Here is a 22837-nt window from a genome sequence, read left to right as displayed (position 1 = left end):
ACGTTTACGAAATCGAGAGAAGGACTATCGACGGCGATAAAAATTCCGAGTCCAACTCATCTCACCAGGACCACACTCAGGACCGGGAGAAGTCAAATCGGTATCCGGCACGGGCTTATCGGGTACCACACCCGGGACAAGCGGAGGAACTACATCAGGCTTAACTTGAGCATCGGTACCAGGTACCACCGCAGGCTTGGACTCCAAACTCGGCCTCACTCGTCCTTCTGTCCCAGGTACCACCGCAGGCTTGGGCTGCGTATCAGACATCACACTTACATCACCCCCTGGAACCGCTGGCCGAAGGGGCGCAGGACAGTGGCAATTGTTCACATGGACATCAACATTCACCCGAACAGCAGTGTCAGACAACACGTTCAAATCCTTGCCCGGAACCCTTGGCAGAATCCTGATCTCCGGTATCACCACCGGTTGCTTGCCAGGCTCAATCTGCACCTTGGCGTCTTGGCCCGGGACCACAGGTTTGCCTTCGGCGTCCGGTTTCTTCTCGGGTTGCTTGTCTGCCTCAACCTGCACCTTGGCGTCCTTGCCCGGGAGCGCTGGCTTGCTTTCGGCGTCCGGTTTCTTCTCGGGTTGCTTGTCTGGCGCAACCTGCACCTTGGCGTCCTTGCCCGGGATCGCTGGCTTGCCTTCGGCGTCCGGTTTCTTCTCGGGTTGCTTGTCTGCCTCAACCTGCACCTTGGCGTCCTTGCCCGGGATCGCTGGCTTGCTTTCGGCGTCCGGTTTCTTCTCGGGTTGCTTGTCTGGCGCAACCTGCACCTTGGCGTCCTTGCCCGGGATCGCTGGCTTGCCTTCGGCGTCCAGTTTCTTCTCGGATTGCTTGTCTGGCGCAACCTGCACCTTGGCGTCCTTGCCCGGGATCGCTGGCTTGCCTTCGGCGTCCGGTTTCTTCTCGGGTTGCTTGTCTGCCTCAAGCTGCACCTTGGCGTCCTTGCCCCCAATCACCGGGTTGCTCCCTGGTAGCGGCCTGGTCTCAGAAGGCTTATCAGCAGCGGGCTGGGCGTCAGGCGATTTTGTTTTGCCAGACAAAACATCTCGCATGGCCTTGAATAGAAGCTCAAACATATCAAGCAGTTTTGAAAGAGCATCCGTACCAACGGTTGCGCTGTCCCGCCCGACCTCAACATTCCGGATTTGCTCGGGAAAAACTTTCGGGTTATGGCCAAGTAACTTACTCGCATCACTACCACCAAGTGGAGTAGGTATCGGTGCAGGCAGATCAACTTGACGATTACCGAGATTAACGCTCGGAGGATTATTAACAGATAGATAAGACATTAGTCATTCCTCTTCTCAGAACAGCACCAGGGTATTCAAATACCCAGAACGAACACTATTTACTTACGACCTGAAGCGGCAGCAACCGAATCAAAGTCACTGGTTTCGTGGGGCAAAAATCGTTCGAGTTCCAGAAATCGTCAAAAACATAAGGACACCAATAGAAAACTTCGGATTTTTACCTATGGACTTCTACAGAACATCGGTTCTCCAGGCCTTTCCTTGAAAGAAATAACGTCACACCCATTAATAAACTGCCTTAATGAAAAAAAACGTCATCATTGCTTGCCCCCTTGCGACACGCCTCATGATATCTCCCGCGCAAACAATACAGTTGTTACTCCCGGAAAAACCTAAAAACAAAACCTCCTCTACAACATCCAATTCTGCATAAAAACAAAAACAAGTTACACATACCTGCTAGTACAAAAAAATAAAACACCACGCCTCAACTAGTCATAACTATCACTGCCACCCGTTAAACCACCTACGTTTCCCTCAGTGCCTTAAACAAAAAAAGGGCGCCAGAGGCGCCCTTTTTCAAAGTGATGACAATTTTAAAAACATGCACTCAGTGTTGCAGAGCCGGCTTCTGCACCCCATTGATCGGGATGCGTTTGGCTTTCGCTTCTTCCGGCACAACTCGCAATAGATCGACACTCAGTAACCCGTTATTCAGGTCAGCGGCCTTGATCTCAATATGGTCCGCCAGGCGGAACGACAATTTGAAAGCCCGCTGGGCAATGCCTTGATGCAGATAGGTGACGCTCTCGGTCTTGGTGTCGCGCTTGCCGCCACTGACGGTCAAGACGCCTTTCTCCACCTGCAATTCCAGATCGTCTTCCTGGAAACCAGCGGCCGCAATGACAATGCGATAGTGGTCTTCGCCGTGCTTCTCGACGTTATAGGGAGGGTAACTGCTGCCAGGCTCATTGCGCAGTGCGGTCTCGAACAGGTCGTTGAAACGATCGAAACCCACGGAAGAGCGGAACAGCGGCGCCAGGGAAAATGCGGTACTCATGGTCAAATCTCCTGAAATATCAGCAAGGTTTTTTATCTCCACGACCCGAATTCGGCATCGTGTAATCCCTAGATAAGGCCCGCTGATTGCATTTCAAGAGACATTTTCAAGAAACTTTCAGACCGCTTGCGGATGGGGCATCCCCAGCAAGCGGCTGACTTGCTCCAGATCGGTTTCACGCCGCAAGGCTGTGAACAGCTCAACGGCTTGCGGGTAATTACGCGTCAACATGGCCAGCCATTGCTTCAGTCGGCCAGGCGCCTGGCGCTCAGTCAACTGCGCCACCGATTGCGTCCAGAACTCCTGGAGCATGGGCTGCATCTGCTCCCAAGTCATCTCGACCACTTCTTCGCCAGCCCGCGCGGCCGCGATTTGCCGGGCCAGGTCGGGCCGTGCAACCAGGCCGCGACCGAGCATGATGTCTTCGACACCGCTGATTTCCCGGCAGCGCCGCCAGTCATCAACACTCCAGATATCGCCGTTGGCGAACACCGGCACCTTGACCACGTCCTGCACACGCGGGATCCACTCCCAATGGGCTGGCGGCTTGTAGCCATCAGCCTTGGTCCGTGCATGCACCACAATGTGCGCTGCACCGCCTTCGGCCAGGGCCGTGGCGCACACCAGCGCGCCGTCCGGGCTGTCGAAGCCCAGGCGCATCTTGGCGGTCACCGGGATATGCGCTGGCACAGCGCGGCGCACGTGTTCGACGATCTGGTTGAGCAGTTCCGGCTCTTTGAGCAGCACCGCGCCACCGCGGGACTTGTTGACGGTCTTGGCCGGGCAGCCGAAGTTCAGGTCAATCACTTCAGAACCCAGCTCACAGGCCAGCGCGGCGTTTTCCGCCAGGCACACGGGGTCGGAGCCCAGCAACTGCACGCGCAACGGCACGCCCGCAGCGGTCTTGGCACCGTGCAACAGTTCAGGAGCAAGCTTGTGGAAATAGGCAGGGGTCAGCAGGCGGTCGTTGACCCGGATAAATTCGGTCACACACCAATCGATACCGCCCACCTGGGTCAGCACGTCCCGCAGGATGTTGTCGACCAACCCCTCCATGGGCGCCAAAGCAATTTGCATGGAAAACACTCAACGAAAAACGTGGCGCAGTTTACTGGGTTTCCCACAGCAACCGTTAACCCTACCGTCCCCTGTAGGAGCGAGCTGGCTCGCGATGAACGTCAACGATAACGCGGGGAACCTGATACCCGTGGCGTACTCACGCTCTTCGCGAGCAAGCTCGCTCCTACATGGACAATGCCGTAAGCGCCACGCCATAGCCCTCGATAAACTCCGCCGGCATGCGCTTGGGCTTACCGCTGGAGAGTTCGATACAGACAAAGGTGGTTTGCGCACGCAACAAGGTGGTGCCATCGCTGGGGCGCATCAGTTGGAAGTGCCGGGTCATTTTCAGGCGCTGGTCCCAATCGACGATCCAGGTTGCCAGTTGCAGCTCATCGCCTTCGTAGCCGGCCGCCAGGTAATCGATTTCGTGGCGCACCACTGCCATGGCCCGGTCCAGGCGCCGGTACTCGGTGAGGTCCAGGCCCAGGCGCTGGGAATGGCGCCAGGCGCAACGCTCCAGCCACGACACATAGACAGCATTGTTGGCATGCCCCAGGCCATCGATGTCCTCAGGGGCCACCTGCAGATCAATGATAAACGGCTTTGCCAAGTCCCAGCCCATGCCCTGCTCCCGGTCGATTAGTGTCGGCGGGGAGCAGTGTAACCCATCGTTGCACTCAAGCGGTTTGCCGCGCCGGCTCACGACAGCCAGCCAGCAGCGCCAGCACGCCTTCGACCACTCGCGGGTCGGCCAGGACCTTCTGGTGCCCACCCTGCTCCAGGCGCAACAGGCGGCTGTCGAACCAGGCCTCGTGAATCATCTGCGAAGCTTTGACCGGGACGAAGGTATCGTCTTCGGCATGCACGATCAGCCCGGGGATATTCATTTGATAATGAGCCACATCCAGGTGCTTGAGCGGAATGCCCAGGGAATACTCGACCTCCTGGATAAACGCCGCACGCGCCCGCTCCGGCATGCCGACTACGCCAGCAAAGCCGCGCAATACATCCAGCAAGCGTGAAGGGGCAGCAATGCTCACCAGCGCATTGGTGCGCAGGCCCAGCTGGATGGCCAGCATCGCACTGGCGCCACCCATGGAGTGGCCAACCACCGCGTGCAAGGGTGGCAACTCAGCGGCAGCTTCCAGCATCGCCCGGGCAAACAGCACCACATGGGCTTCGCGGCCCGGCGAACGACCATGGGCCGGACCGTCGAGGGCTATCACCGAGTAACCCGCGCCCACCAGTGCATCGATCAGGCTGGCGAACTGGGTCGGACGCCCTTCCCAGCCATGCATCATCAGCACCGTCGGGCCCTGGCCCCAGCGCAGGGCCGACAGGCCAAAGCGCAAGGTAATGCGCTCGGCCTGCGCCAGCAGCGGCAACTCCCAATCCCTCGGCGGCAAGTCCCGCGGCGTCATGAAGGCGCGACGCATCTGATTGGCAATGGTCTGCGGCGCCAACCTGCCCAAGGTGCCATTGACGCGACGAATCCAGCTCAAGGTGCTCATCCATTCACTCCCCAGGCTCATGAGCCTTGTTCAGCGCACTGCCGACTTGGAGGCGCGCAATACACGATCCGACAATTCGCCAGGCCCCAAGGCCCGAGCCAAGGCCAGGCCACCAATCATCAAGGCCATGTCGGCCAGGGCCTTGTCGGTGTCTTCCGGGCTGGCGGCCAGTTGCGCAGCCATCAGTTCGACGTGCTGGTTGAGCACCTCGCGAAACTCATCCGGCAAGCGGCTCATCTCGCCGACCGTGGCCGGGATCGGGCAGGCCTGGGCGGTAGAATCACGGTGCTTGCGCGACAAGTAGAACGCCGCCACCAGGGCGCGCCGCTCTTCGCCTGTCAGGCTGGGATCCATGTCGTCGATAGACGCCCGACGCCGCGCCAATAGCTGCTCGAACGCCTCCAGCATCAAGGCGTCCTTGCTTTCAAAGTGGGCGTAGAAGCCACCCACGGTCAGCCCCGCGGCCCCCATGACTTCACCCACACTCGGTTCGGCCGGGCCACGCTGGATCAGCGCGGAACTGGCGGCCTGCAGAATACGTTCACGGGTTTGCGCTTTTTTATCGCTCATGACGGCCTCCGAATATTACGGTTAAAATATTATCTTCATAATACTTTTTAGCAAGCGGTGAATTCGACCGTTGGTCAGAAGAAGTTTTTTGAAGAGGGAGGGAGAAAACCCAAACGCCAGACAAACAAAAGGGCCATTCAATAATTGAATGACCCTTAAAAATCCCGCAGAGCGGGTAATCGTGGCGTCCCCTAGGGGACTCGAACCCCTGTTACCGCCGTGAAAGGGCGGTGTCCTAGGCCACTAGACGAAGGGGACAAAACCTTCTGTACAACTGATCAGCGCTGAGAACTGATCGATTCAAGGACGGTGTGGCCAGACCTTGAACCTGTAAATTGGTGGAGCTAAACGGGATCGAACCGTTGACCTCTTGCATGCCATGCAAGCGCTCTCCCAGCTGAGCTATAGCCCCGGATTTTTCGCCTCGCGGCGCAGCAGACCTTTCGAGCTGCTTGTTGAAACTGGCGTCCCCTAGGGGACTCGAACCCCTGTTACCGCCGTGAAAGGGCGGTGTCCTAGGCCACTAGACGAAGGGGACAAAACCTTCTGTACAACTGATCAGCGCTGAGAACTGATCGATTCAAGGACGGTGTGGCCAGACCTTGAACCTGTAAATTGGTGGAGCTAAACGGGATCGAACCGTTGACCTCTTGCATGCCATGCAAGCGCTCTCCCAGCTGAGCTATAGCCCCTCATCGGTGAGGACGGGGCGAATCTTAATGGCGGTTTGGAAACGTGTCAAATTTATTTTCAACAATTTCCAAAGTTTTTTGCCGGGATAACAATCACTTACCGACGAAACCCCAGAAAACCGGGGTTTCGTCGCTGCAACAGGCTGTTTAAGCGATCGCGCCCAGCAGCTTTTCCCATTCCTTGTTTTCTTTCTTCGACACACCACCAAGCAAATCAAGGGCTTGGCGCAGACGGAAACGGGTCAGGTCAGGGCCAAGGATTTCCATCGCATCCAGTACCGACACCGAACTGGCTTGCCCGGTAATGGCGGCAAACATCAGCGGCATGGCATCGCGCAGCTTCAATTCCAGGGATTCGACCACGGCCTGGATGGTCGCGGTGATTGCATCCTTCTCCCACTGGCGCAGGCTTTCGAGCTTCCACAGGATCAACTGCATCAGTTGGCGAACCTGGTCACCCGAGAGTTTCTTGGACTCGAACAGCTTGGCATCCGGGCTCACGCCACCGGCAAAGAAGAAGCTGGCCAGCGGTGCGACCTGGCTGAACGTCTCCACCCTGCCCTGCACCAGCGGCGCGATCTTCATCATGTACTCGGGGTTCAACGCCCACTGCTGCACACGGCTGGCAAACTCTTGCACCGGCAGGTCACGCAGCCATTGGCCGTTGAGCCACGACAGCTTCTCGATATCGAAGATCGGCCCGCCCAGCGACACGCGCGAGAGGTCGAAGTTATCGACCATTTCCTGCAACGAGAACTTCTCGCGCTCGTCCGGCATCGACCAGCCCATGCGGCCCAGGTAGTTGAGCATCGCTTCAGGCATAAAGCCCATGCGCTCGTAGAACGTCACCGAAGTCGGGTTCTTGCGCTTGGACAGCTTGCTCTTGTCCGGGTTACGCAGCAGCGGCATGTAGCACAGCTGCGGCTGTTCCCAGCCGAAGTACTCGTAGAGCAGGATCAGTTTCGGTGCCGACGGCAGCCATTCTTCGCCGCGCAGCACGTGGGTGATGCCCATCAGGTGATCATCGACCACGTTGGCCAGGAAGTACGTCGGCAGGCCATCGGTCTTCATCAGCACTTGCATGTCCATGCGATCCCACGGGATCTCCACGTCGCCACGCAGCATGTCCGGCACCACGCACACGCCTTCGCTCGGCACTTTCATACGGATGACGTGAGGCTCGCCGGCAGCCAGGCGCTGGGCCACTTCTTCTTTGGACAGCAGCAGCGCGCGGCCGTCGTAGCGTGGGGTTTCGCCACGGGCCTGTTGCTCGGCGCGCATCTGGTCCAGTTCTTCGGCAGTGCAGAAGCACGGGAAGGCATGACCCATGTCGACCAGTTGCTGGGTGTACTTCTTGTAGATGTCGCTGCGCTCGCTCTGGCGATAGGGGCCGTGTGGGCCGCCCACATCCGGGCCTTCAGCCCAGGTAATGCCCAACCAGCGCAGGGCATCGAAAATCTGCTGTTCCGACTCACGGGTCGAACGTACCTGGTCCGTGTCTTCGATCCGCAGGATGAATTCGCCGCCATGCTGCTTGGCAAAGCAGTAGTTGAACAAGGCGATGTAGGCAGTACCGACGTGGGGATCCCCAGTAGGCGATGGCGCGATGCGCGTGCGGACGGTGGTCATGGCGGGTCTCGAATGGGCAATAAAGCTGAAAATAAAACAAGGGGCGAATGGTAACAGCCCCAAGCCCCCCGGCTCCAGCGTGGGCCGATCAACAAAGGGCATATAAGCCAAGGTTGGGGCTGCAACCACGACATAGCTATTTGCCAGATCGTTAGCTGGCTATATTCCATTACCTTTTGTAACTGACACTGCGCCGCCATGCCTGCCCAACTCAAACGCCGCCTGTTTATCTTCCTGTTTATCGTCGCCCTGATCGCCGCGGGTTTCTTTGCCCACTGGTTCTTCAAGGGGCGCTTCTATGAAAGCACCGACAACGCCTACGTGCAGGGCGAGATAACGCGGATCTCCAGCCAGCTCGGCGCACGTATCGCCGAGGTCAAGGTGGGCGACAACGAGCATGTGGAAAAGGGCCAGTTGCTGGTCATCCTGGAACAGGACGACTTCTTGCTGGCCATCGACCGCGCCAACGCGACCCTTGCCACCCGTGAGGCCGAACGTTTGCAGGCCACGAGCAAGCTGACCCAGCAGGCCAGCCTGATCGCCGCCGCCGATGCCCAGGTGTCGTCCAGCCAGGCGACCCTGGGCCGCGCGCAGATCGACTTGTCCCGCGCGCAAACCCTGCGCAAACCCGGCTACGTCTCGGAAGAACGCGTCACCACCCTGTCCGCCGACAGCCATATCGCCCGCTCCCAAGTGGCCAAGGCCCAGGCCGACCTGCAAGGCCAGCGCCAGCAGGTCAGCGCCCTGAACGCCGAGATCAAGCGTCTCGACGCGCAGATCGCCAATGCCCGCGCTGACCTGGCCCAAGCCGAGTTGAACCTGACCCGCAGCGAAATCCACGCACCCATCAGCGGCCTGATCGGCCAGCGCGCCGCGCGCAATGGCCAATATGTGCAGGCCGGCGCCTACCTGCTGTCCATCGTTCCCGACCAGGACATCTGGATCCAGGCCAACTTCAAGGAAACCCAGATCGGCCATATGGCCCCCGGGCAGTCGGCCGAACTGACCTTCGACGCCTACGGCGACACGCCCATCGAGGCCCGGGTCGACAGCCTGTTCGCGGCCTCCGGCGCGCAGTTCAGCCTGTTACCGCCAGACAATGCCACCGGCAACTTCACCAAAGTCGTACAACGGATCCCGGTAAAACTCACGTTTGCCGCCGACAACCCGCTGCAGGGCAAAATCCGCCCCGGCATGTCGGTCACCGTCAAAGTAAAGATCCAAGACCCTGACCATGGCCGGTGATCAACTGCTGCGCCCCGTCGGCGAACCGACCCGGCGCGACTGGATCGCGGTGATGAGCGTGATGCTCGGCGCCTTTATGGCGGTGCTCGACATCCAGATCACCAACTCCTCGCTCAAAGATATCCAGGGCGCACTGTCGGCCACCCTGGAAGAAGGCTCATGGATTTCCACCTCCTACCTTGTCGCCGAAATCATCATGATCCCCCTCACCGCCTGGCTGGTGCAGTTGCTGTCGGCACGGCGCCTGGCGGTGTGGGTCTCGGTGGGTTTCCTGATCGCCTCGCTGATGTGCTCCATGGCCTGGAGCCTGGAAAGCATGATTGTGTTCCGCGCCCTGCAAGGCTTTACCGGCGGCGCGCTGATCCCGCTGGCCTTTACCCTGACCCTGATCAAACTCCCCGAACACCACCGCGCCAAGGGCATGGCAATGTTCGCCATGACGGCCACCTTCGCCCCCTCCATTGGCCCGACCATTGGCGGCTGGCTCACGGAGAACTGGGGCTGGGAATACATCTTCTATATCAACGTACCGCCAGGCCTGTTGATGATCGCCGGCCTGCTCTACGGCCTGGAGAAAAAGGCCGCGCACTGGGAGCTACTCAAAAGCACCGACTATATGGGCATCCTGACTCTGGCCGTGGGCCTCGGTTGTCTGCAGGTGTTTCTTGAAGAAGGACATCGCAAGGACTGGCTGGAGTCGAGCCTGATTGTCAGCCTGGGCAGCATCGCGCTGTTGAGCCTGATTACCTTTGTCATCGTGCAGTTGTCCAAGCCCAACCCGCTGATCAACCTCGGAATCCTGGCCAACCGCAACTTCGGCCTGTCGAGTATTTCCAGCCTGGGCATGGGCGTGGGGCTGTATGGCTCGATCTACCTGCTGCCGCTGTACCTGGCGCAGATCCAGAACTACAACGCCCTGCAAATCGGCGAAGTGATCATGTGGATGGGCGTGCCGCAGCTGTTCCTGATCCCGCTGGTGCCGAAATTGATGAAGTACGTGTCACCGAAATGGCTTTGCGCGGTGGGATTTGGCCTGTTTGGCTTTGCGAGTTTTTCCTCGGGCGTACTCAATCCGGACTTTGCCGGCAGCCAGTTCAACCAGATCCAGATCATCCGAGCCCTTGGCCAGCCGCTGATCATGGTCACCATTTCGTTGATCGCCACGGCGTACATCCTGCCCCAGGACGCGGGCTCGGCGTCGAGCCTGTTCAACATCTTGCGCAACCTGGGCGGTGCCATCGGCATTGCGCTGCTGGCAACCCTGCTGGATGCGCGGACCAAGACCTACTTTGATTACTTGCGCGAGGCGATTGTGCCGACCAACCCGCAAGTAGCCGAGCGCATGGCAACGCTGACGCAGACATTTGGCAATGAAACGGCGGCACTGGCCAAGCTCAGCGAGATTGCGCATCAGCAGGCGCAGATCATGGCCTATAACGATGCGTTTCACTTTGTCGGGTTGGCGTTGGCGGTGAGTATGCTGGCGATCTTTTTGACCAAGGCGTTGCCGGCGGGGCTCAAGGCTGGGGAAGCCCATTAGACCGAGGCGCCGCCATCGCAGGCAAGCCCGCTCCCATATTCGGATGTGTGAATACATTCAAATGTGGGAGCGGGCTTGCCTGCGATGAGGCCCCAACAGTCAGCACACATCAGACAGTCAGCAACCGCGCGCGCAACTTGCCAATCTCATCACGCATCTGCGCCGCCGCTTCAAACTCAAGATCGCGCGCCAACTGGTACATCTTCTCTTCCAACTGGCGAATGCGCTTGGTGATTTCGCTCGGTGAGCGCAATTCGTTTTCGTACTTGGCGCTTTCTTCGGCCGCCTTGGCCATGCCTTTGCGCTTCTTGCTGCGCGAGCCGGGCACGGTGGCGCCTTCCATGATGTCGGCCACGTCCTTGAACACACCTTTAGGGGTGATGCCATTGGCCAGGTTGAACGCAATCTGCTTGTCGCGGCGACGCTCGGTCTCGCCGATGGCCCGCTCCATGGAGCCGGTGATGCGGTCGGCGTACAGAATCGCGCGGCCATTGAGGTTACGTGCGGCACGGCCGATGGTCTGGATCAGCGAGCGCTCGGAGCGTAGGAAACCTTCCTTGTCGGCATCGAGAATCGCCACCAGCGACACCTCGGGCATGTCCAGGCCTTCACGCAGCAGGTTGATCCCCACCAGCACATCAAAGGTACCCAGGCGCAGGTCACGGATGATTTCCACACGCTCCACCGTGTCGATGTCCGAGTGCAAGTAGCGCACCCGCACGCCGTGGTCGGCCAGGTAATCGGTCAGGTCTTCGGACATGCGCTTGGTCAGCGTGGTGACCAGCACCCGCTCTTCGAGCGCCACGCGCTTGGTGATTTCCGACAGCAGGTCGTCGACCTGGGTCAGCGCCGGGCGGATTTCGATCTGCGGGTCAACCAGGCCGGTGGGGCGCACCAGTTGCTCGATCACCCGCCCAGCATGCTCGGCCTCGTAGTTGCCCGGCGTGGCGGATACAAAGATGGTCTGCGGGCTGATGCTTTCCCACTCGTCAAAGCGCATCGGCCGGTTATCCAGCGCCGAAGGCAGGCGGAAGCCGTATTCCACCAGGGTTTCCTTGCGCGAGCGGTCGCCTTTATACATGGCGCCGACTTGCGGCACGCTGACGTGGGATTCGTCGATCACCAACAAGGCGTCTGCCGGCAGGTAGTCGTAGAGCGTCGGCGGCGGTGCGCCGGACTCACGGCCCGACAGGTAGCGCGAATAGTTTTCGATGCCGTTGCAGTAACCCAGCTCCAGGATCATCTCCAGGTCAAAGCGCGTGCGCTGCTCCAGGCGCTGGGCTTCCACCAGCTTGTTATTGGAACGCAGGTATTCGAGGCGCTCGGCCAGCTCGACCTTGATCCCTTCCATGGCATCCAAAAGGGTCTCGCGCGGCGTCACATAGTGACTTTTTGGATAGAAGGTGAAACGCGGCAGCTTGCGGATCACTTCGCCGGTCAACGGATCGAAGGCCGACAGGCTCTCCACCTCATCATCGAACAGCTCGATACGAATCGCTTCCAGGTCCGATTCCGCCGGGTAAATATCGATCACATCGCCACGCACCCGGAAGGTCGCGCGGGCAAAGTCCATGTCGTTGCGGGTGTATTGCAAATCCGCCAGGCGGCGCAGCAAGGCGCGCTGGTCGAGTTTGTCGCCGCGATCGACGTGCAGCACCATCTTCAAATAGGTTTCCGGGCTGCCCAGGCCGTAGATGCACGAGACCGTGGTGACGATGATCGCGTCCTTGCGCTCCAGCAACGCCTTGGTCGCCGAGAGACGCATCTGCTCGATATGGTCGTTGATCGACGCATCCTTCTCGATAAACGTATCGGAGGACGGCACATAGGCTTCGGGCTGGTAGTAGTCGTAGTAGGAAACGAAGTACTCCACCGCATTGTTCGGGAAGAACGCCTTGAACTCACCGTACAACTGCGCGGCCAGGGTCTTGTTCGGTGCCAGCACCAGGGTCGGGCGATTGATCTGTGCGATCACATTGGCAATGCTGAAGGTCTTGCCTGAACCGGTCACCCCGAGCAGCGTCTGGTGCGCCAGGCCGGCCTCGATGCCTTCGACCATCAGGCGGATGGCCTCGGGCTGGTCGCCAGCAGGTTCAAAGCGGGTGACTAGTTGGAAATCCGACATAACGTACCTCTTGAAGTCACCCCGGACTGTAAACCCGTCGGGAACGAAAAAGACCACCGCCCGCAAAATTCCAGAGCGAGCCGTAGGAAAAAACCATGATAACTGTAGAAGTGGAGGTGAATGTGATGGGTTTCAAGGCAATCGTCCTACATGCCTGTGACCATCAATGTTGCAATAAGACTAACGGTCGATAAATAAACCGAAAAACTTGGCCGAAAAGCCGTTTCGGCTGTCGCCGCGAGCGGTGTTGGCCTCTATACTAGCTCCCCGTTTGTGCACCGCTCTAGTGCATTCGGCTGGAGCGCGACACGTCCCTCCATTCCCCCATAGAGCTGCCGCAAAAATGAGCCTGTTCTCCGCTGTCGAAATGGCACCACGCGATCCTATCCTGGGCCTCAACGAAGCATTCAACGCCGATACCCGAACTACCAAGGTCAACCTTGGCGTGGGCGTTTACTGCAACGAGGAGGGGAAAATTCCGCTCCTGCGTGCCGTTGCCGAAGCGGAAGCCATTCGTGTGGCGCAACACGCCGCCCGTGGCTACTTGCCGATTGATGGCATCGCCGCCTACGACCAGGCCGTGCAAAAGCTGCTGTTCGGCACCGACTCGCCGCTGCTCAGCGCTGGCCGCGTGATCACCGCCCAAGCGGTCGGCGGCACTGGCGCTTTGAAAATCGGCGCCGACTTCCTCAAGCAACTGCTGCCCAACGCCGTCGTCGCCATCAGCGACCCAAGCTGGGAAAACCACCGTGCCCTGTTTGAAAGTGCCGGTTTCCCGGTGCAGACCTATCGCTATTACGACGCCGCCACCCACGACGTGAACCGTGCCGGCCTGCTGGAAGACCTCAACGCCCTGCCCGCCCAGTCCATCGTCGTGCTGCACGCCTGCTGCCACAACCCGACTGGCGTCGACCTGAGCCCAGCCGACTGGAAAGACGTGCTGGAAGTGGTCAAGGCCAAGAACCTGGTGCCGTTCCTCGACATGGCCTACCAGGGCTTTGGCGACGGTATCGACGAAGACGCCGCTGCGGTGCGCCTGTTCGCCGAATCGGGCCTGACCTTCTTTGTGTCCAGCTCGTTCTCCAAATCGTTCTCGCTGTACGGCGAACGCGTCGGCGCGTTGTCCATCGTCAGCGAATCGAAAGAAGAAAGCGCGCGCATCCTGTCCCAGGTCAAGCGCGTGATCCGCACCAACTACTCCAACCCGCCGACCCACGGCGCAGCGATTGTAGCGGCGGTGCTCAACAGCCCGGAACTGCGCGCCCAGTGGGAAGCCGAACTGGCACAAATGCGCCTGCGCATCCGTGGCATGCGCGAGCAGATGGTCAACGAACTGGCCAAGGCTGCCCCAGGCCACGACTTCAGCTTCGTCGGTCGCCAGCGTGGGATGTTCTCCTACTCCGGCCTGACCGTAGAACAAGTCACCCGCCTGCGCAGCGAGTTCGGCATCTACGCCCTGGACACCGGCCGCATCTGCGTGGCGGCGTTGAACCAGGCGAACATCGGTGCAGTGACCAAGGCGATTGTGCAGGTGCTGTAAGCCTGATCGCGTAGTACGAAGGGGGAAGCCAATGGCTTCCCCTTTTTTGTGCCTTGCCCCTGTAGGAGCGAGCTTGTCTCCGGGCGGCGTTCCGACGAAAAACCTCAACAATAACGCGAGCCCCCTGAAGGAGCGCGACGCCCTCACGCTCTTCGCGAGCAAGCTCGCTCCTACAAAAAGCTCAGCGCTGGCAAGGCAAGCCCCCTAGACTGAAGCACGACTGCCCTTTGCGATGAGACTTTTATGAGAAACGACGACCTGGACCTGCGTGCCGACCGCGACGAACTGGACCACTTCACCCCGCGCACGCCTCAAGCCAAGCGGCAAAAAAGCCTGGTCCTGCAAGTGGCCCTGGGCGTGTTCCTCGGCGGCCTGGCCTTGTGGCTGGTGCAACTGGGCGCCACGGCGCTGATGGCCAAACTGGCGATGGGCACCCTGCAATTTGGCGGCTGACACAGAACAAAGGTGGGCGGGATCACTCCTACAGTGTCCCCCGCTCTTCGAGCAACCGCACAAAACTGTCCAGGCTCTGCGACACCGTCCCTTGCCGCCAGATCAGCCAGGTGTCGAGCAGGCGGAACTCATCCGCCAGCGGCCACACGCTCACCGTGGTAAACCCCGGCATGCTCTCCAGCATGCTGCGTGGCATCAACGCCAACCCCGCGCCGGCACTGACACAGGCGAGCATGCCGTGGTACGACTCCATCTCGAAAATCTTGCCGGGCACCGATGCATCCTGGGAAAACCAGCGCTCAAAGTGGTGCCGATATGAGCAGTTGGAGCGAAAGGTATAGATGCTCTCCCCGTTCACATCCTGGCCACGGGTGATCGGCGCATGGTGTAGCGGCGCGATCACCACCATTTCTTCCTCAAACACCGCGACCCCTTCCAGGGTCGGGTGCAGCACCGGGCCATCGACAAACGCCGCCGCCAGGCGTCCCGACAGCACACCTTCGATCATCGTCCCCGATGGCCCGGTGGTCAGGTCCAGCTCCACCTTGGCGTGTTTCTGGTTATACGCCGCAAGCAACGCCGGGATACGCACAGCCGCGGTGCTTTCCAGCGAGCCCAGGGCAAACGGCCCCTGGGGCTCCTCCCCCGCCACGGTGGCGCGGGCCTCTTGCACCAGGTCGAGAATACGCCGCGCATAGCCGAGGAAATTCCAGCCGGCAGGCGACAGGCGCAGTCGACTTTTCTCACGGATAAACAGCTCGACGCCCAGATCCTGCTCCAGTTGCTTGATGCGCGTGGTCAGGTTCGACGGCACTCGATGAATCAACTGCGCGGCCGCACTGATGCTGCCTTGCTCGGCCACGGCCTTGAAAATCTCCAACTGCACCAGATCCAAATCATTCTCCAAACGTGAACGTATTGCTTAATATTATTCAGTTCCAGGAAAAGGTACAGCGCCGTACGCTGGGCACCTTCCCAAATACTGCGCAGGACGGTGCCATGAACGCCATTACTCACCAGACCCATGCCTTGTCGATCAACCCCGCCACTGGCGAAACCGTGGCCAGCTACCCGTACCAATCCGCCGCACAACTGGACGCCGCCCTCACCCGCGCCAGCAGGGCCTTTCGCAGCGGCCGCAACACCCCCGTGGCACAACGCGCCGAATTACTCCTGGCCCTGGCCAGCGCCCTGCGCGAACAAGCCGAAACGATGGCGCAAATGATCACCCTGGAAATGGGCAAGCCCATCGCCCAGGCCCGTGGCGAAATCGAAAAATGCGCCTTGCTGGCCGAGTGGTACGCCGCCCACGGCCCGGCCATGCTCGCCCCGGAACCGACGCTGGTAGACAACGGCCACGCCCAGATCGAATACCGTCCACTGGGCCCGATCCTCGCCGTGATGCCGTGGAACTTCCCGGTCTGGCAAGTGCTGCGCGGCGCCGTACCGACCATGCTCAGCGGCAACACCTACGTACTCAAACACGCGCCCAATGTAATGGGCAGTGCGTACCTGATGAAACAGGCCTTCGACAAAGCCGGTTTCGCCGAGGGCCTGTTCGAAGTGATCAACGTGACCGCCGACGGCGTATCCCAAGCCATCGCTGACCCACGCATCGCCGCCGTGACCCTCACCGGCAGCGTGCGCGCCGGCATCGCCATCGGCTCCCAGGCCGGCGCCGCGCTGAAAAAGTGTGTGCTCGAACTGGGCGGCTCCGACCCGTTCATCGTGCTCAACGACGCCGACCTCGATGCCGCCGTGCAAGCTGCCGTGATCGGACGCTTCCAGAACTCCGGCCAGGTCTGCGCCGCCGCCAAGCGCCTGATCATCGAGCAAGGCGTGGTCGAAGCCTTCACCGCCAAGTTCCTCGACGCCAGCCGTCAACTGGTGATGGGTGACCCGACCTCAAGCGACACGTACATCGGCCCCATGGCCCGTTTCGACTTGCGCGACGAGCTGCACGGCCAGGTCCGGGCGACCCTCGACGAAGGCGCCACCCTGCTGCTCGGCGGCCACCCCATCGAAGGCGCGGGCAACTACTACGCACCCACCGTCCTGGCCAACGTCACCGACCAGATGACCTCGTTCAAACAGGAACTGTTCGGCCCCGTGGCCTCGATCATCACCGCGCGCGACGCCGAACACGCCGTGGCCCTGGCCAACGACAGCGAATTCGGCCTCACCGCCAGCCTCTTCACCGCCGACCCGCAAAAGGCACGTCGCATCGCCAACCAACTGGAAACCGGCGGCATCTTTATCAACGCCTACAGCGTGTCCGACCCTCGGGTAGCGTTTGGCGGGGTGAAAAAGAGTGGGTTTGGCCGTGAGTTGTCGCACTTCGGCGTGCGAGAGTTCTGCAACGCGCAAACGGTATGGGTCGATCGCACGTAATCCGACGAGATTCCTCGCCGTCCCCCAGCGTGATCGGGATATGATCAGGGCGTTTTTGACCCGGACCGCCCTGACCTATGCACGTCGACCTACAAGCGCTGTATCCCAAACTGATCCACCTGATGCTGGACACGGTTTTCGTGGTCGACCGGGACAACCAGATTGCATTTGTCAGTGATGCCTGCGAGACGCTGCTCGGTTATCGACCCGAAGAGCTGACCGGAACCCTGATCACCGACTACATGCACCCTGAAGACCTGGCGGCCACCCGGGCCTCGATTATCCGGGTGATGAACGGCCAGCCCCATGTGGACTTTCGCAACCGCTACATCCGCAAGGATGGTGGGGTGGTGCATATCCTGTGGGCAGCTTTCTGGTCCGAGGACGTCGGCGCGCGGATCGGCGTGGCACGGGACATAACGGCCCTCACCCAGGCCGAGACAGAACTGCGCTTCCTCGCCCATCACGACCCGCTGACCGCCCTGACCAACCGCTCGCTGTTCAGCGATCGCCTGGACTCGGCCCTGCATCAGGCACGCCGCCACAGCAGCAGCCTGGCGTTGCTGTTCCTCGACCTCAACGACTTCAAAGGTATCAACGACGGTTACGGGCATGCCGCCGGCGACCGCGTACTGTGTGAAATTGCCCGGCGCCTGGAAGGTTGCGTGCGCGAAACCGACACCGTCGCGCGCATGGGCGGTGATGAATTTACCGTGCTGCTGACAGACCTGCAGTCAGAAGACGCCGTGACCGAAAAAGTGCAACAGATCCTTGCTGTCATGGCCGCCCCCCTGGGTGCTGAATTTGGCGGGGTAACCATGCCGTCATGCAGCATCGGCGTAGCGTTGTACCCCGCCGATGGCGAAGACGCCGACACCCTGCTCAGCCATGCCGATGGTGATATGTACCGGGTGAAAAAACTGCACCGTGCGGCGGGGTAAGGTAAAAGCCCCGATCTCATCCGCCCCAGAGAACTCTACTCGTGGCCAATTCCCCCACTGATCACCGCAGCAGCACCTGGTCGGTTTTCCTGATCTTCCTGCGCCTGGGCCTGACCTCCTTCGGCGGCCCCGTCGCGCACCTGGGTTACTTTCACGCCGAGTTCGTCACCCGGCGCCGCTGGCTGACCGAGCGCAGTTACGCAGACCTGGTCGCCCTCTGCCAGTTCCTCCCCGGCCCGGCCAGCAGCCAGGTCGGCATCGCTCTGGGCCTGGCACGCGCGGGCTACGGCGGCGCAGTCGCGGCCTGGGTCGGTTTTACCTTGCCGTCGGCCTTGCTCCTGAGTCTGTTTGCCCTGGGCCTTACCCAGCACGGCTCGGCCATCCCGGCCGGCGCGCTGCACGGTCTCAAGGTGGTGGCCGTGGCCGTGGTCGCCCAGGCGGTGTGGGGCATGGCGCGCAACCTGTGCCGCAGCGCGGGCCACATCAGCCTGATGCTACTGGCGACCGCCGCCGCCCTGCTGCTTCCATTTACCTGGGCCCAGGTGGCCATCATTGCCAGCGCCGGCGTAGTTGGCCTGCTGCTCTTCAAACCTGCATACGGCGGCGCCCACGAACCCCTGCCAATCCCGATCCGCCGTCCCATGGGCGCGATGTGGCTGGCATTGTTCCTGATATTACTGGTGGGCCTGCCGCTCCTCGCCCAAGCACTACCCAACCTCGCCTTGGCCCTGATAGACGCGTTCTACCGCACCGGCTCGCTGGTATTCGGCGGCGGCCACGTAGTACTGCCGCTGCTGCAAGCCGAAGTGGTACCGCGCCAATGGGTGAGCAACGACCTGTTCCTCGCAGGCTACGGCGCCGCCCAAGCCGTACCCGGCCCGCTGTTCAGCTTCGCCGCCTTCCTCGGCGCCGCCATCAACCCCTGGTGGGGTGGCCTGATCGCGTTGCTGGCAATCTTCGCGCCGTCGTTTTTACTGATATTCGGCGTCTTGCCTTTCTGGGAAAACCTACGCCAAAGCCCCCGCACACAAGCCGCACTGGCCGGTGTGAACGCTGCGGTGGTGGGTTTGTTACTGGCGGCGCTGTACCAGCCGGTGTGGACCAGCGCGATATTCACCGCACAAGACCTGGGCCTGGCGTTAATCGCCCTGATGGCGCTGATGCTCTGGAAACTGCCACCGTGGCTGGTGGTTGTGGGAAGCGGCGGACTGGGGTGGTTATTAAGTCTGACGCTGTGAAAAGCACAGCCGCAGCGCCTTGCTGGCCATCCACCCACTGAGCGACACAGCCAAACGCCTCGACCGTGAAACGTCCTGCACCGGCTAGCCCTTCAACTCACCCGCCCGATGACTCGCCGCATCGTCATACGCCACATACAACGACTCGGCAATTTGGCTTTTGATGGCCTTGCTGGACTCCAGCCCCAACACAAAACCCTCAGCCTTACCGCCCGCGCGGTTCAAGTCTTCAAGGGTGCTGGCACCGGTGATCGCGTCCAGCAATTTGGCAGCGTGCGGGCCAACACCTTTGGGCAGGCTGATCTGGTCGATGCTCATTGCGGCACCTCGGATGAAATGAAGGATGGGGTGTTGCGCGATAGCGTGGTCATTGGCGATACCTTGAGGACTTGGGGCCGATAGCGCGCTTGGCCGCTGCCGGGGTGGCATGGTAGACCGGTATGGGGATGAGGGGGCAGTTTTCGGCCAAGAGTGGCCACTCGAACACATCATCTGGATCGGTTGTTTTGCAAGACGAAGCAGTCACCGATGTTCCGCAGCCAACATTGACCTGAACTGAGAAATGATCTCTGAAGATAGCCCGGCACCTTTGAACACTGCGCAGGTGAAGCTAACAGGTGCAGGGCCCGGAGCCGTTATGATGCCGTCTGCAACCACAGCGACTGGGCTATTTCGATAAAGCGTGCGCCCTTCATAACCTACGGCATTTTGCTTTAAGAAGTCAGCGCTGTTCGAGGTATGAGGCACCGTGTCGAGAAGCCCGGCCCTAGCAAGTGCCAGCGTTCCCCCACAAATACCGGCAAGTGTCGCTCCATTTGCACGACTGGCATGAAGAAAGTCTCGAATATCCGGTGCTTCTGCACTTTCCCAGATCATTCCGCCAATGACGACAACAACGTCCGGTTTCCAGTCCAAACATTGTTGCAAACTGCAATCAACCGTTACAGCCAATCCACCCTGCGAGCAGAACTGCCCCGTAGTAGAAGCGAAAAACCTGACATCGATCCCGTAAAACGGGGACGCAGTTCCAGCAATGAACGCATATTCCCAGTCCGCAAAACCGGGGGTCAGTATCAATCCCACACGTGCCATCAGTCAGACTCCTCCATGAATGCCAATAACGTTTGGCGGCAACAAACATACATCAAGGGTTGCTTTGGGTCGATTGAAGCACCTTGCGACAGGCAGCGATCGGCCAAAAACGAACATTACCACTAGATAAAGACAAGCCACTCCAAACACTTACATGCTAAAAACAGTTAGTTTGAGAACCTTGTCTTTTACAATACTTCCATCAACTCAAATTCTTCTGCCACAAGCTCCATAGACTCGTCAAACGAGCCCTCTCTTTGGAAAAAATTTTTATGACCCTGCATCCAGTACCTAAGACTGAGATCCCCTTCGCCTTCCTTCCTTGCAAGATCTTGATCTACGTCGCAGTAACGAATGATACGCATCGAAATAACTCTAATGACACATACAGGCTCTCCCTTGCTGTTGAGAATGATGCTGTAACCGCCAATAGTTGGTGGTTCTTCTTCATGCTTGAATGACGAGAGCGAACTACACCCGGCTGTTTTTATTCCATTAACAACAAGCTCAGCCAGCTCATCGGCCATTTCTGGAGTATCCCCAAATTGCCATGCAATAGCTCCGGGATACTTAACCTTTAAATCATCAACTGCATTCACAACCAACCCCCCTTAAATCATATTATTGGCGCCCACTAAATCGTCATGATCAAGGCTTCTGCGAAACTCAGTTGCTAGAATTTTTTATTCTAATCCAACCTCGCTTCTTCGGACCAGATACTGCAAGCGACCTCATCGGCGAGCCAAAAAACCTTGAGCGGATGATTAGTTCGGTACCATCAATCGAGTTCGACCGCCGCCTGCAGCGGACCGACCAACGGGCTGTTCGTTATGAATGAGTGAACGCCCCCCGGCTTCGTAAAATTTTCGAATGCTTGCCTCTGGCCGATTGAAGCCCGCCACAAAAGGCAGAAACCGGCCAAAAGCTGACGTTCAAGCCGATCAAGCGTCACCCCACCAAACTTGAGCTATCTTTCCTGCGACTCACCAGCAAAAGGTGATCCCGCAAGTAAGGATGCTTTTATGAATCAATCGCCCCATCGCCTGAACCTGTTCGCACTGACGCTGCTCGGTGCACTGGCAACCACATCCCTGCTGGTGCCACCCAGCTACGCTGGCGAAGCTTCCGTTGCCGGGCCTGTCGCCGGCACCAAGGTCACCGAACCCTATGTGCGCATGATGGCGCGTGAAGCGTATTTCTGGGGTTGGCCGATGGCCAATATTTTCAACCGTCGCCAGGCCTTCAAAGACCTGCCCGAACCGGGCTTGATGGGTGGCATCGTTCCGGTCGCGCCGATCAATCGACTGTCGATGCTCAGTGATTACATTGATCCGGCGGAACGGCTGGTCGCATGCCCGAATCAGGATGTGGTGTACGGCGCGGGCAGCATCGCGCTGGATCTGGAACCGGTCGTGCTGCAAGTGCCGGACTTCGGCAGCCGTTTTTGGGTGTATCAGGTGGTGGATCTACGCTCCGATAGCTTTGCCGAACTCGGCAAGATGTACGGCAGCAAACCCGGCTTCTATCTGCTGGTTGGCCCTGACTGGAATGGCAAGGTGCCTGCGGGCATCACCAAAGTCTTTCGGGCACGTACCAGCACCGGCTTCGTGATTCCCCGAGTGTTCCAGGACGATACCGCAGCCGACCGCACAGCCATTCAAGCGTCGCTGTCGGGCGTGGACATGTACCCGTTGTCGCAATACGACGGCAAGGTCAAACACCGGGACTGGGCGAAACTGCCAAAATTCCCGGCGCAGGCGGCGGGCAGCGGCGAAACCAAATGGGTGATGCCGGAGAAATTCTTCGACGAGTTGCCGGCGCTACTCAAGGACGCCAAACCGTTGCCGGGCGAAGAAGCCCGCTACGCGCAGATGGCCACCCTCGCGGCCATCGCCAAGGCTGATCCGCAACTGAAAGCGGCGATGATCGATGAAGCGAAAAAAGCCGACAGCGAAGTGATCGATCCGCTGTTGCAGTTCCGCAACTATGGCCTACAACTGCCGGATCACTGGAGCACCATCAGCAACGGTGCAGCGTTTGGCACCGACTACTTCAGCCGTACCGCCGTGGCGCGCTCGAATATTTTCGTCAACCAACAGAAAGAGACCAAATACTTCTATCAGGACTTGGACAAGTCCGGTACGCGTCTCAATGGGCAGAACAGCTACTCCGTAACCTTTGCCAAGGGGCAACTGCCGCCGGTTAAAGGCTTCTGGTCGCTGACCCTGTACAACGAGCAGCACTTCTTTTCCCCGAATGACCTTAAGCGCTATTCGATCGGCACCAAGAACAAATCACTGCAGGCCAATGCCGATGGTTCGTTGACGATTTACGTGCAGAGCGAATCACCGGGCAAGGACAAGGAAAGCAATTGGCTGCCGACGCCCCAAGGTGCTGATTTCTCGCTGTACATCCGCGCCTACTGGCCTGAACCGGCCGCGCTGAATGGCCAGTGGGTGCCCCCAGCCGTACTGAAAACCAATTGACC

At 59.5% G+C, this 22837-nt stretch carries 20 protein-coding genes and 4 tRNA genes; 8 read left to right on the top strand and 16 right to left on the bottom strand.

What is annotated here, in order from left to right; genetic code table 11:
• Positions 1-24: 24 nt before the first annotated feature.
• The 11 genes from H097_RS10010 to gltX all read right to left on the bottom strand — a co-directional run bounded on the left by H097_RS10010 (position 25) and on the right by gltX (position 7784).
• Positions 25-1299 (bottom strand): cell envelope integrity protein TolA, encoded by a 1275-nt coding sequence (locus tag H097_RS10010; RefSeq protein ID WP_156356784.1) that lies wholly within the window; start codon positions 1297-1299, stop codon positions 25-27.
• A gap of 571 nt (positions 1300-1870) precedes the next feature.
• Positions 1871-2320, bottom strand: a complete 450-nt coding sequence (locus tag H097_RS10005; RefSeq protein ID WP_032859450.1) for an Hsp20 family protein — start codon at positions 2318-2320, stop codon at positions 1871-1873.
• A gap of 117 nt (positions 2321-2437) precedes the next feature.
• The gene (locus H097_RS10000) at positions 2438-3397 is read right to left on the bottom strand and encodes a tRNA-dihydrouridine synthase (protein WP_032859448.1); all 960 of its coding nucleotides are present in this window, start codon (positions 3395-3397) and stop codon (positions 2438-2440) included.
• Positions 3398-3563: 166 nt separating this feature from the next.
• Positions 3564-4004 (bottom strand): thioesterase family protein, encoded by a 441-nt coding sequence (locus tag H097_RS09995; protein ID WP_032859447.1) that lies wholly within the window; start codon positions 4002-4004, stop codon positions 3564-3566.
• Between the two features lie 55 nt (positions 4005-4059).
• On the bottom strand, positions 4060-4893 hold the full coding sequence (locus tag H097_RS09990; RefSeq protein WP_032859445.1) for an alpha/beta fold hydrolase: 834 nt from the start codon (positions 4891-4893) through the stop codon (positions 4060-4062).
• 30 nt (positions 4894-4923) lie between these two features.
• The gene (locus H097_RS09985; RefSeq protein ID WP_032859442.1) at positions 4924-5463 is read right to left on the bottom strand and encodes a TetR/AcrR family transcriptional regulator; all 540 of its coding nucleotides are present in this window, start codon (positions 5461-5463) and stop codon (positions 4924-4926) included.
• 182 nt (positions 5464-5645) lie between these two features.
• Positions 5646-5721: transfer RNA gene (locus tag H097_RS09980), tRNA-Glu, on the bottom strand.
• Positions 5722-5799: 78 nt separating this feature from the next.
• Positions 5800-5875: transfer RNA gene (locus H097_RS09975), tRNA-Ala, on the bottom strand.
• A gap of 50 nt (positions 5876-5925) precedes the next feature.
• A tRNA-Glu gene (locus H097_RS09970) sits at positions 5926-6001 on the bottom strand.
• A 78-nt stretch (positions 6002-6079) separates the two neighbouring features.
• Positions 6080-6155 (bottom strand) — tRNA-Ala (locus H097_RS09965).
• Positions 6156-6302: 147 nt separating this feature from the next.
• Positions 6303-7784 carry a glutamate--tRNA ligase gene (gene gltX, locus H097_RS09960; RefSeq protein ID WP_032859440.1) on the bottom strand — a complete coding sequence of 494 codons (1482 nt, stop codon included), beginning with the start codon at positions 7782-7784 and terminating at the stop codon, positions 6303-6305.
• 198 nt (positions 7785-7982) lie between these two features.
• On the opposite strand from gltX, the gene H097_RS09955 reads away from it, so the two are divergent.
• Both H097_RS09955 and H097_RS09950 read left to right on the top strand, forming a co-directional pair.
• Positions 7983-9029, top strand: a complete 1047-nt coding sequence (locus H097_RS09955; RefSeq protein ID WP_032859438.1) for an HlyD family secretion protein — start codon at positions 7983-7985, stop codon at positions 9027-9029.
• Between the two features lie 49 nt (positions 9030-9078).
• Positions 9079-10569, top strand: coding sequence for an MDR family MFS transporter (locus H097_RS09950; protein WP_169851778.1), 1491 nt, complete (start codon positions 9079-9081; stop codon positions 10567-10569).
• A 109-nt stretch (positions 10570-10678) separates the two neighbouring features.
• Here H097_RS09950 and uvrB read toward each other — a convergent pair whose 3' ends face one another.
• Complete coding sequence (gene uvrB, locus H097_RS09945; protein ID WP_032859436.1) at positions 10679-12694, bottom strand: excinuclease ABC subunit UvrB; 2016 nt, start codon at positions 12692-12694, stop codon at positions 10679-10681.
• 343 nt (positions 12695-13037) lie between these two features.
• Here uvrB and H097_RS09940 point away from each other — a divergent pair, with 343 nt between their 5' ends.
• Both H097_RS09940 and H097_RS09935 read left to right on the top strand, forming a co-directional pair.
• Positions 13038-14234, top strand: a complete 1197-nt coding sequence (locus H097_RS09940; protein ID WP_032859434.1) for an amino acid aminotransferase — start codon at positions 13038-13040, stop codon at positions 14232-14234.
• 243 nt (positions 14235-14477) lie between these two features.
• On the top strand, positions 14478-14687 hold the full coding sequence (locus tag H097_RS09935; protein ID WP_029294097.1) for a hypothetical protein: 210 nt from the start codon (positions 14478-14480) through the stop codon (positions 14685-14687).
• 28 nt (positions 14688-14715) lie between these two features.
• On the opposite strand, the gene H097_RS09930 is transcribed toward H097_RS09935, so the two are convergent.
• On the bottom strand, positions 14716-15582 hold the full coding sequence (locus H097_RS09930; RefSeq protein ID WP_032859431.1) for a LysR family transcriptional regulator: 867 nt from the start codon (positions 15580-15582) through the stop codon (positions 14716-14718).
• 104 nt (positions 15583-15686) lie between these two features.
• Between H097_RS09930 and H097_RS09925 the strand changes: the two genes are divergently transcribed.
• From H097_RS09925 to chrA, 3 genes are all read left to right on the top strand, one after another.
• Positions 15687-17078 carry an aldehyde dehydrogenase family protein gene (locus H097_RS09925; RefSeq protein ID WP_032859430.1) on the top strand — a complete coding sequence of 464 codons (1392 nt, stop codon included), beginning with the start codon at positions 15687-15689 and terminating at the stop codon, positions 17076-17078.
• Between the two features lie 77 nt (positions 17079-17155).
• Positions 17156-18019 (top strand): GGDEF domain-containing protein, encoded by an 864-nt coding sequence (locus H097_RS29005; RefSeq protein ID WP_032859428.1) that lies wholly within the window; start codon positions 17156-17158, stop codon positions 18017-18019.
• A gap of 41 nt (positions 18020-18060) precedes the next feature.
• A complete protein-coding gene (chrA, locus tag H097_RS09915) occupies positions 18061-19257 on the top strand; it encodes a chromate efflux transporter (RefSeq protein ID WP_032859426.1) in 1197 nt (398 codons plus the stop codon).
• Positions 19258-19341: 84 nt separating this feature from the next.
• Here chrA and H097_RS09910 read toward each other — a convergent pair whose 3' ends face one another.
• The 3 genes from H097_RS09910 to H097_RS09900 all read right to left on the bottom strand — a co-directional run bounded on the left by H097_RS09910 (position 19342) and on the right by H097_RS09900 (position 20948).
• Complete coding sequence (locus H097_RS09910; protein WP_032859424.1) at positions 19342-19575, bottom strand: hypothetical protein; 234 nt, start codon at positions 19573-19575, stop codon at positions 19342-19344.
• 204 nt (positions 19576-19779) lie between these two features.
• A complete protein-coding gene (locus H097_RS09905; RefSeq protein WP_032859423.1) occupies positions 19780-20349 on the bottom strand; it encodes a DJ-1/PfpI family protein in 570 nt (189 codons plus the stop codon).
• A 188-nt stretch (positions 20350-20537) separates the two neighbouring features.
• Positions 20538-20948 carry an ASCH domain-containing protein gene (locus H097_RS09900; RefSeq protein ID WP_032859422.1) on the bottom strand — a complete coding sequence of 137 codons (411 nt, stop codon included), beginning with the start codon at positions 20946-20948 and terminating at the stop codon, positions 20538-20540.
• 423 nt (positions 20949-21371) lie between these two features.
• Here H097_RS09900 and H097_RS09895 point away from each other — a divergent pair, with 423 nt between their 5' ends.
• Positions 21372-22835 carry a DUF1254 domain-containing protein gene (locus H097_RS09895; RefSeq protein WP_139115635.1) on the top strand — a complete coding sequence of 488 codons (1464 nt, stop codon included), beginning with the start codon at positions 21372-21374 and terminating at the stop codon, positions 22833-22835.
• Positions 22836-22837 lie beyond the last annotated feature (2 nt).

It is taken from the genome of Pseudomonas sp. FH4, assembly GCF_000510915.2.
GTDB classification, from domain to species: domain Bacteria; phylum Pseudomonadota; class Gammaproteobacteria; order Pseudomonadales; family Pseudomonadaceae; genus Aquipseudomonas; species Aquipseudomonas brenneri.
This window is presented reverse-complemented; position numbering and strand designations above follow the sequence as displayed.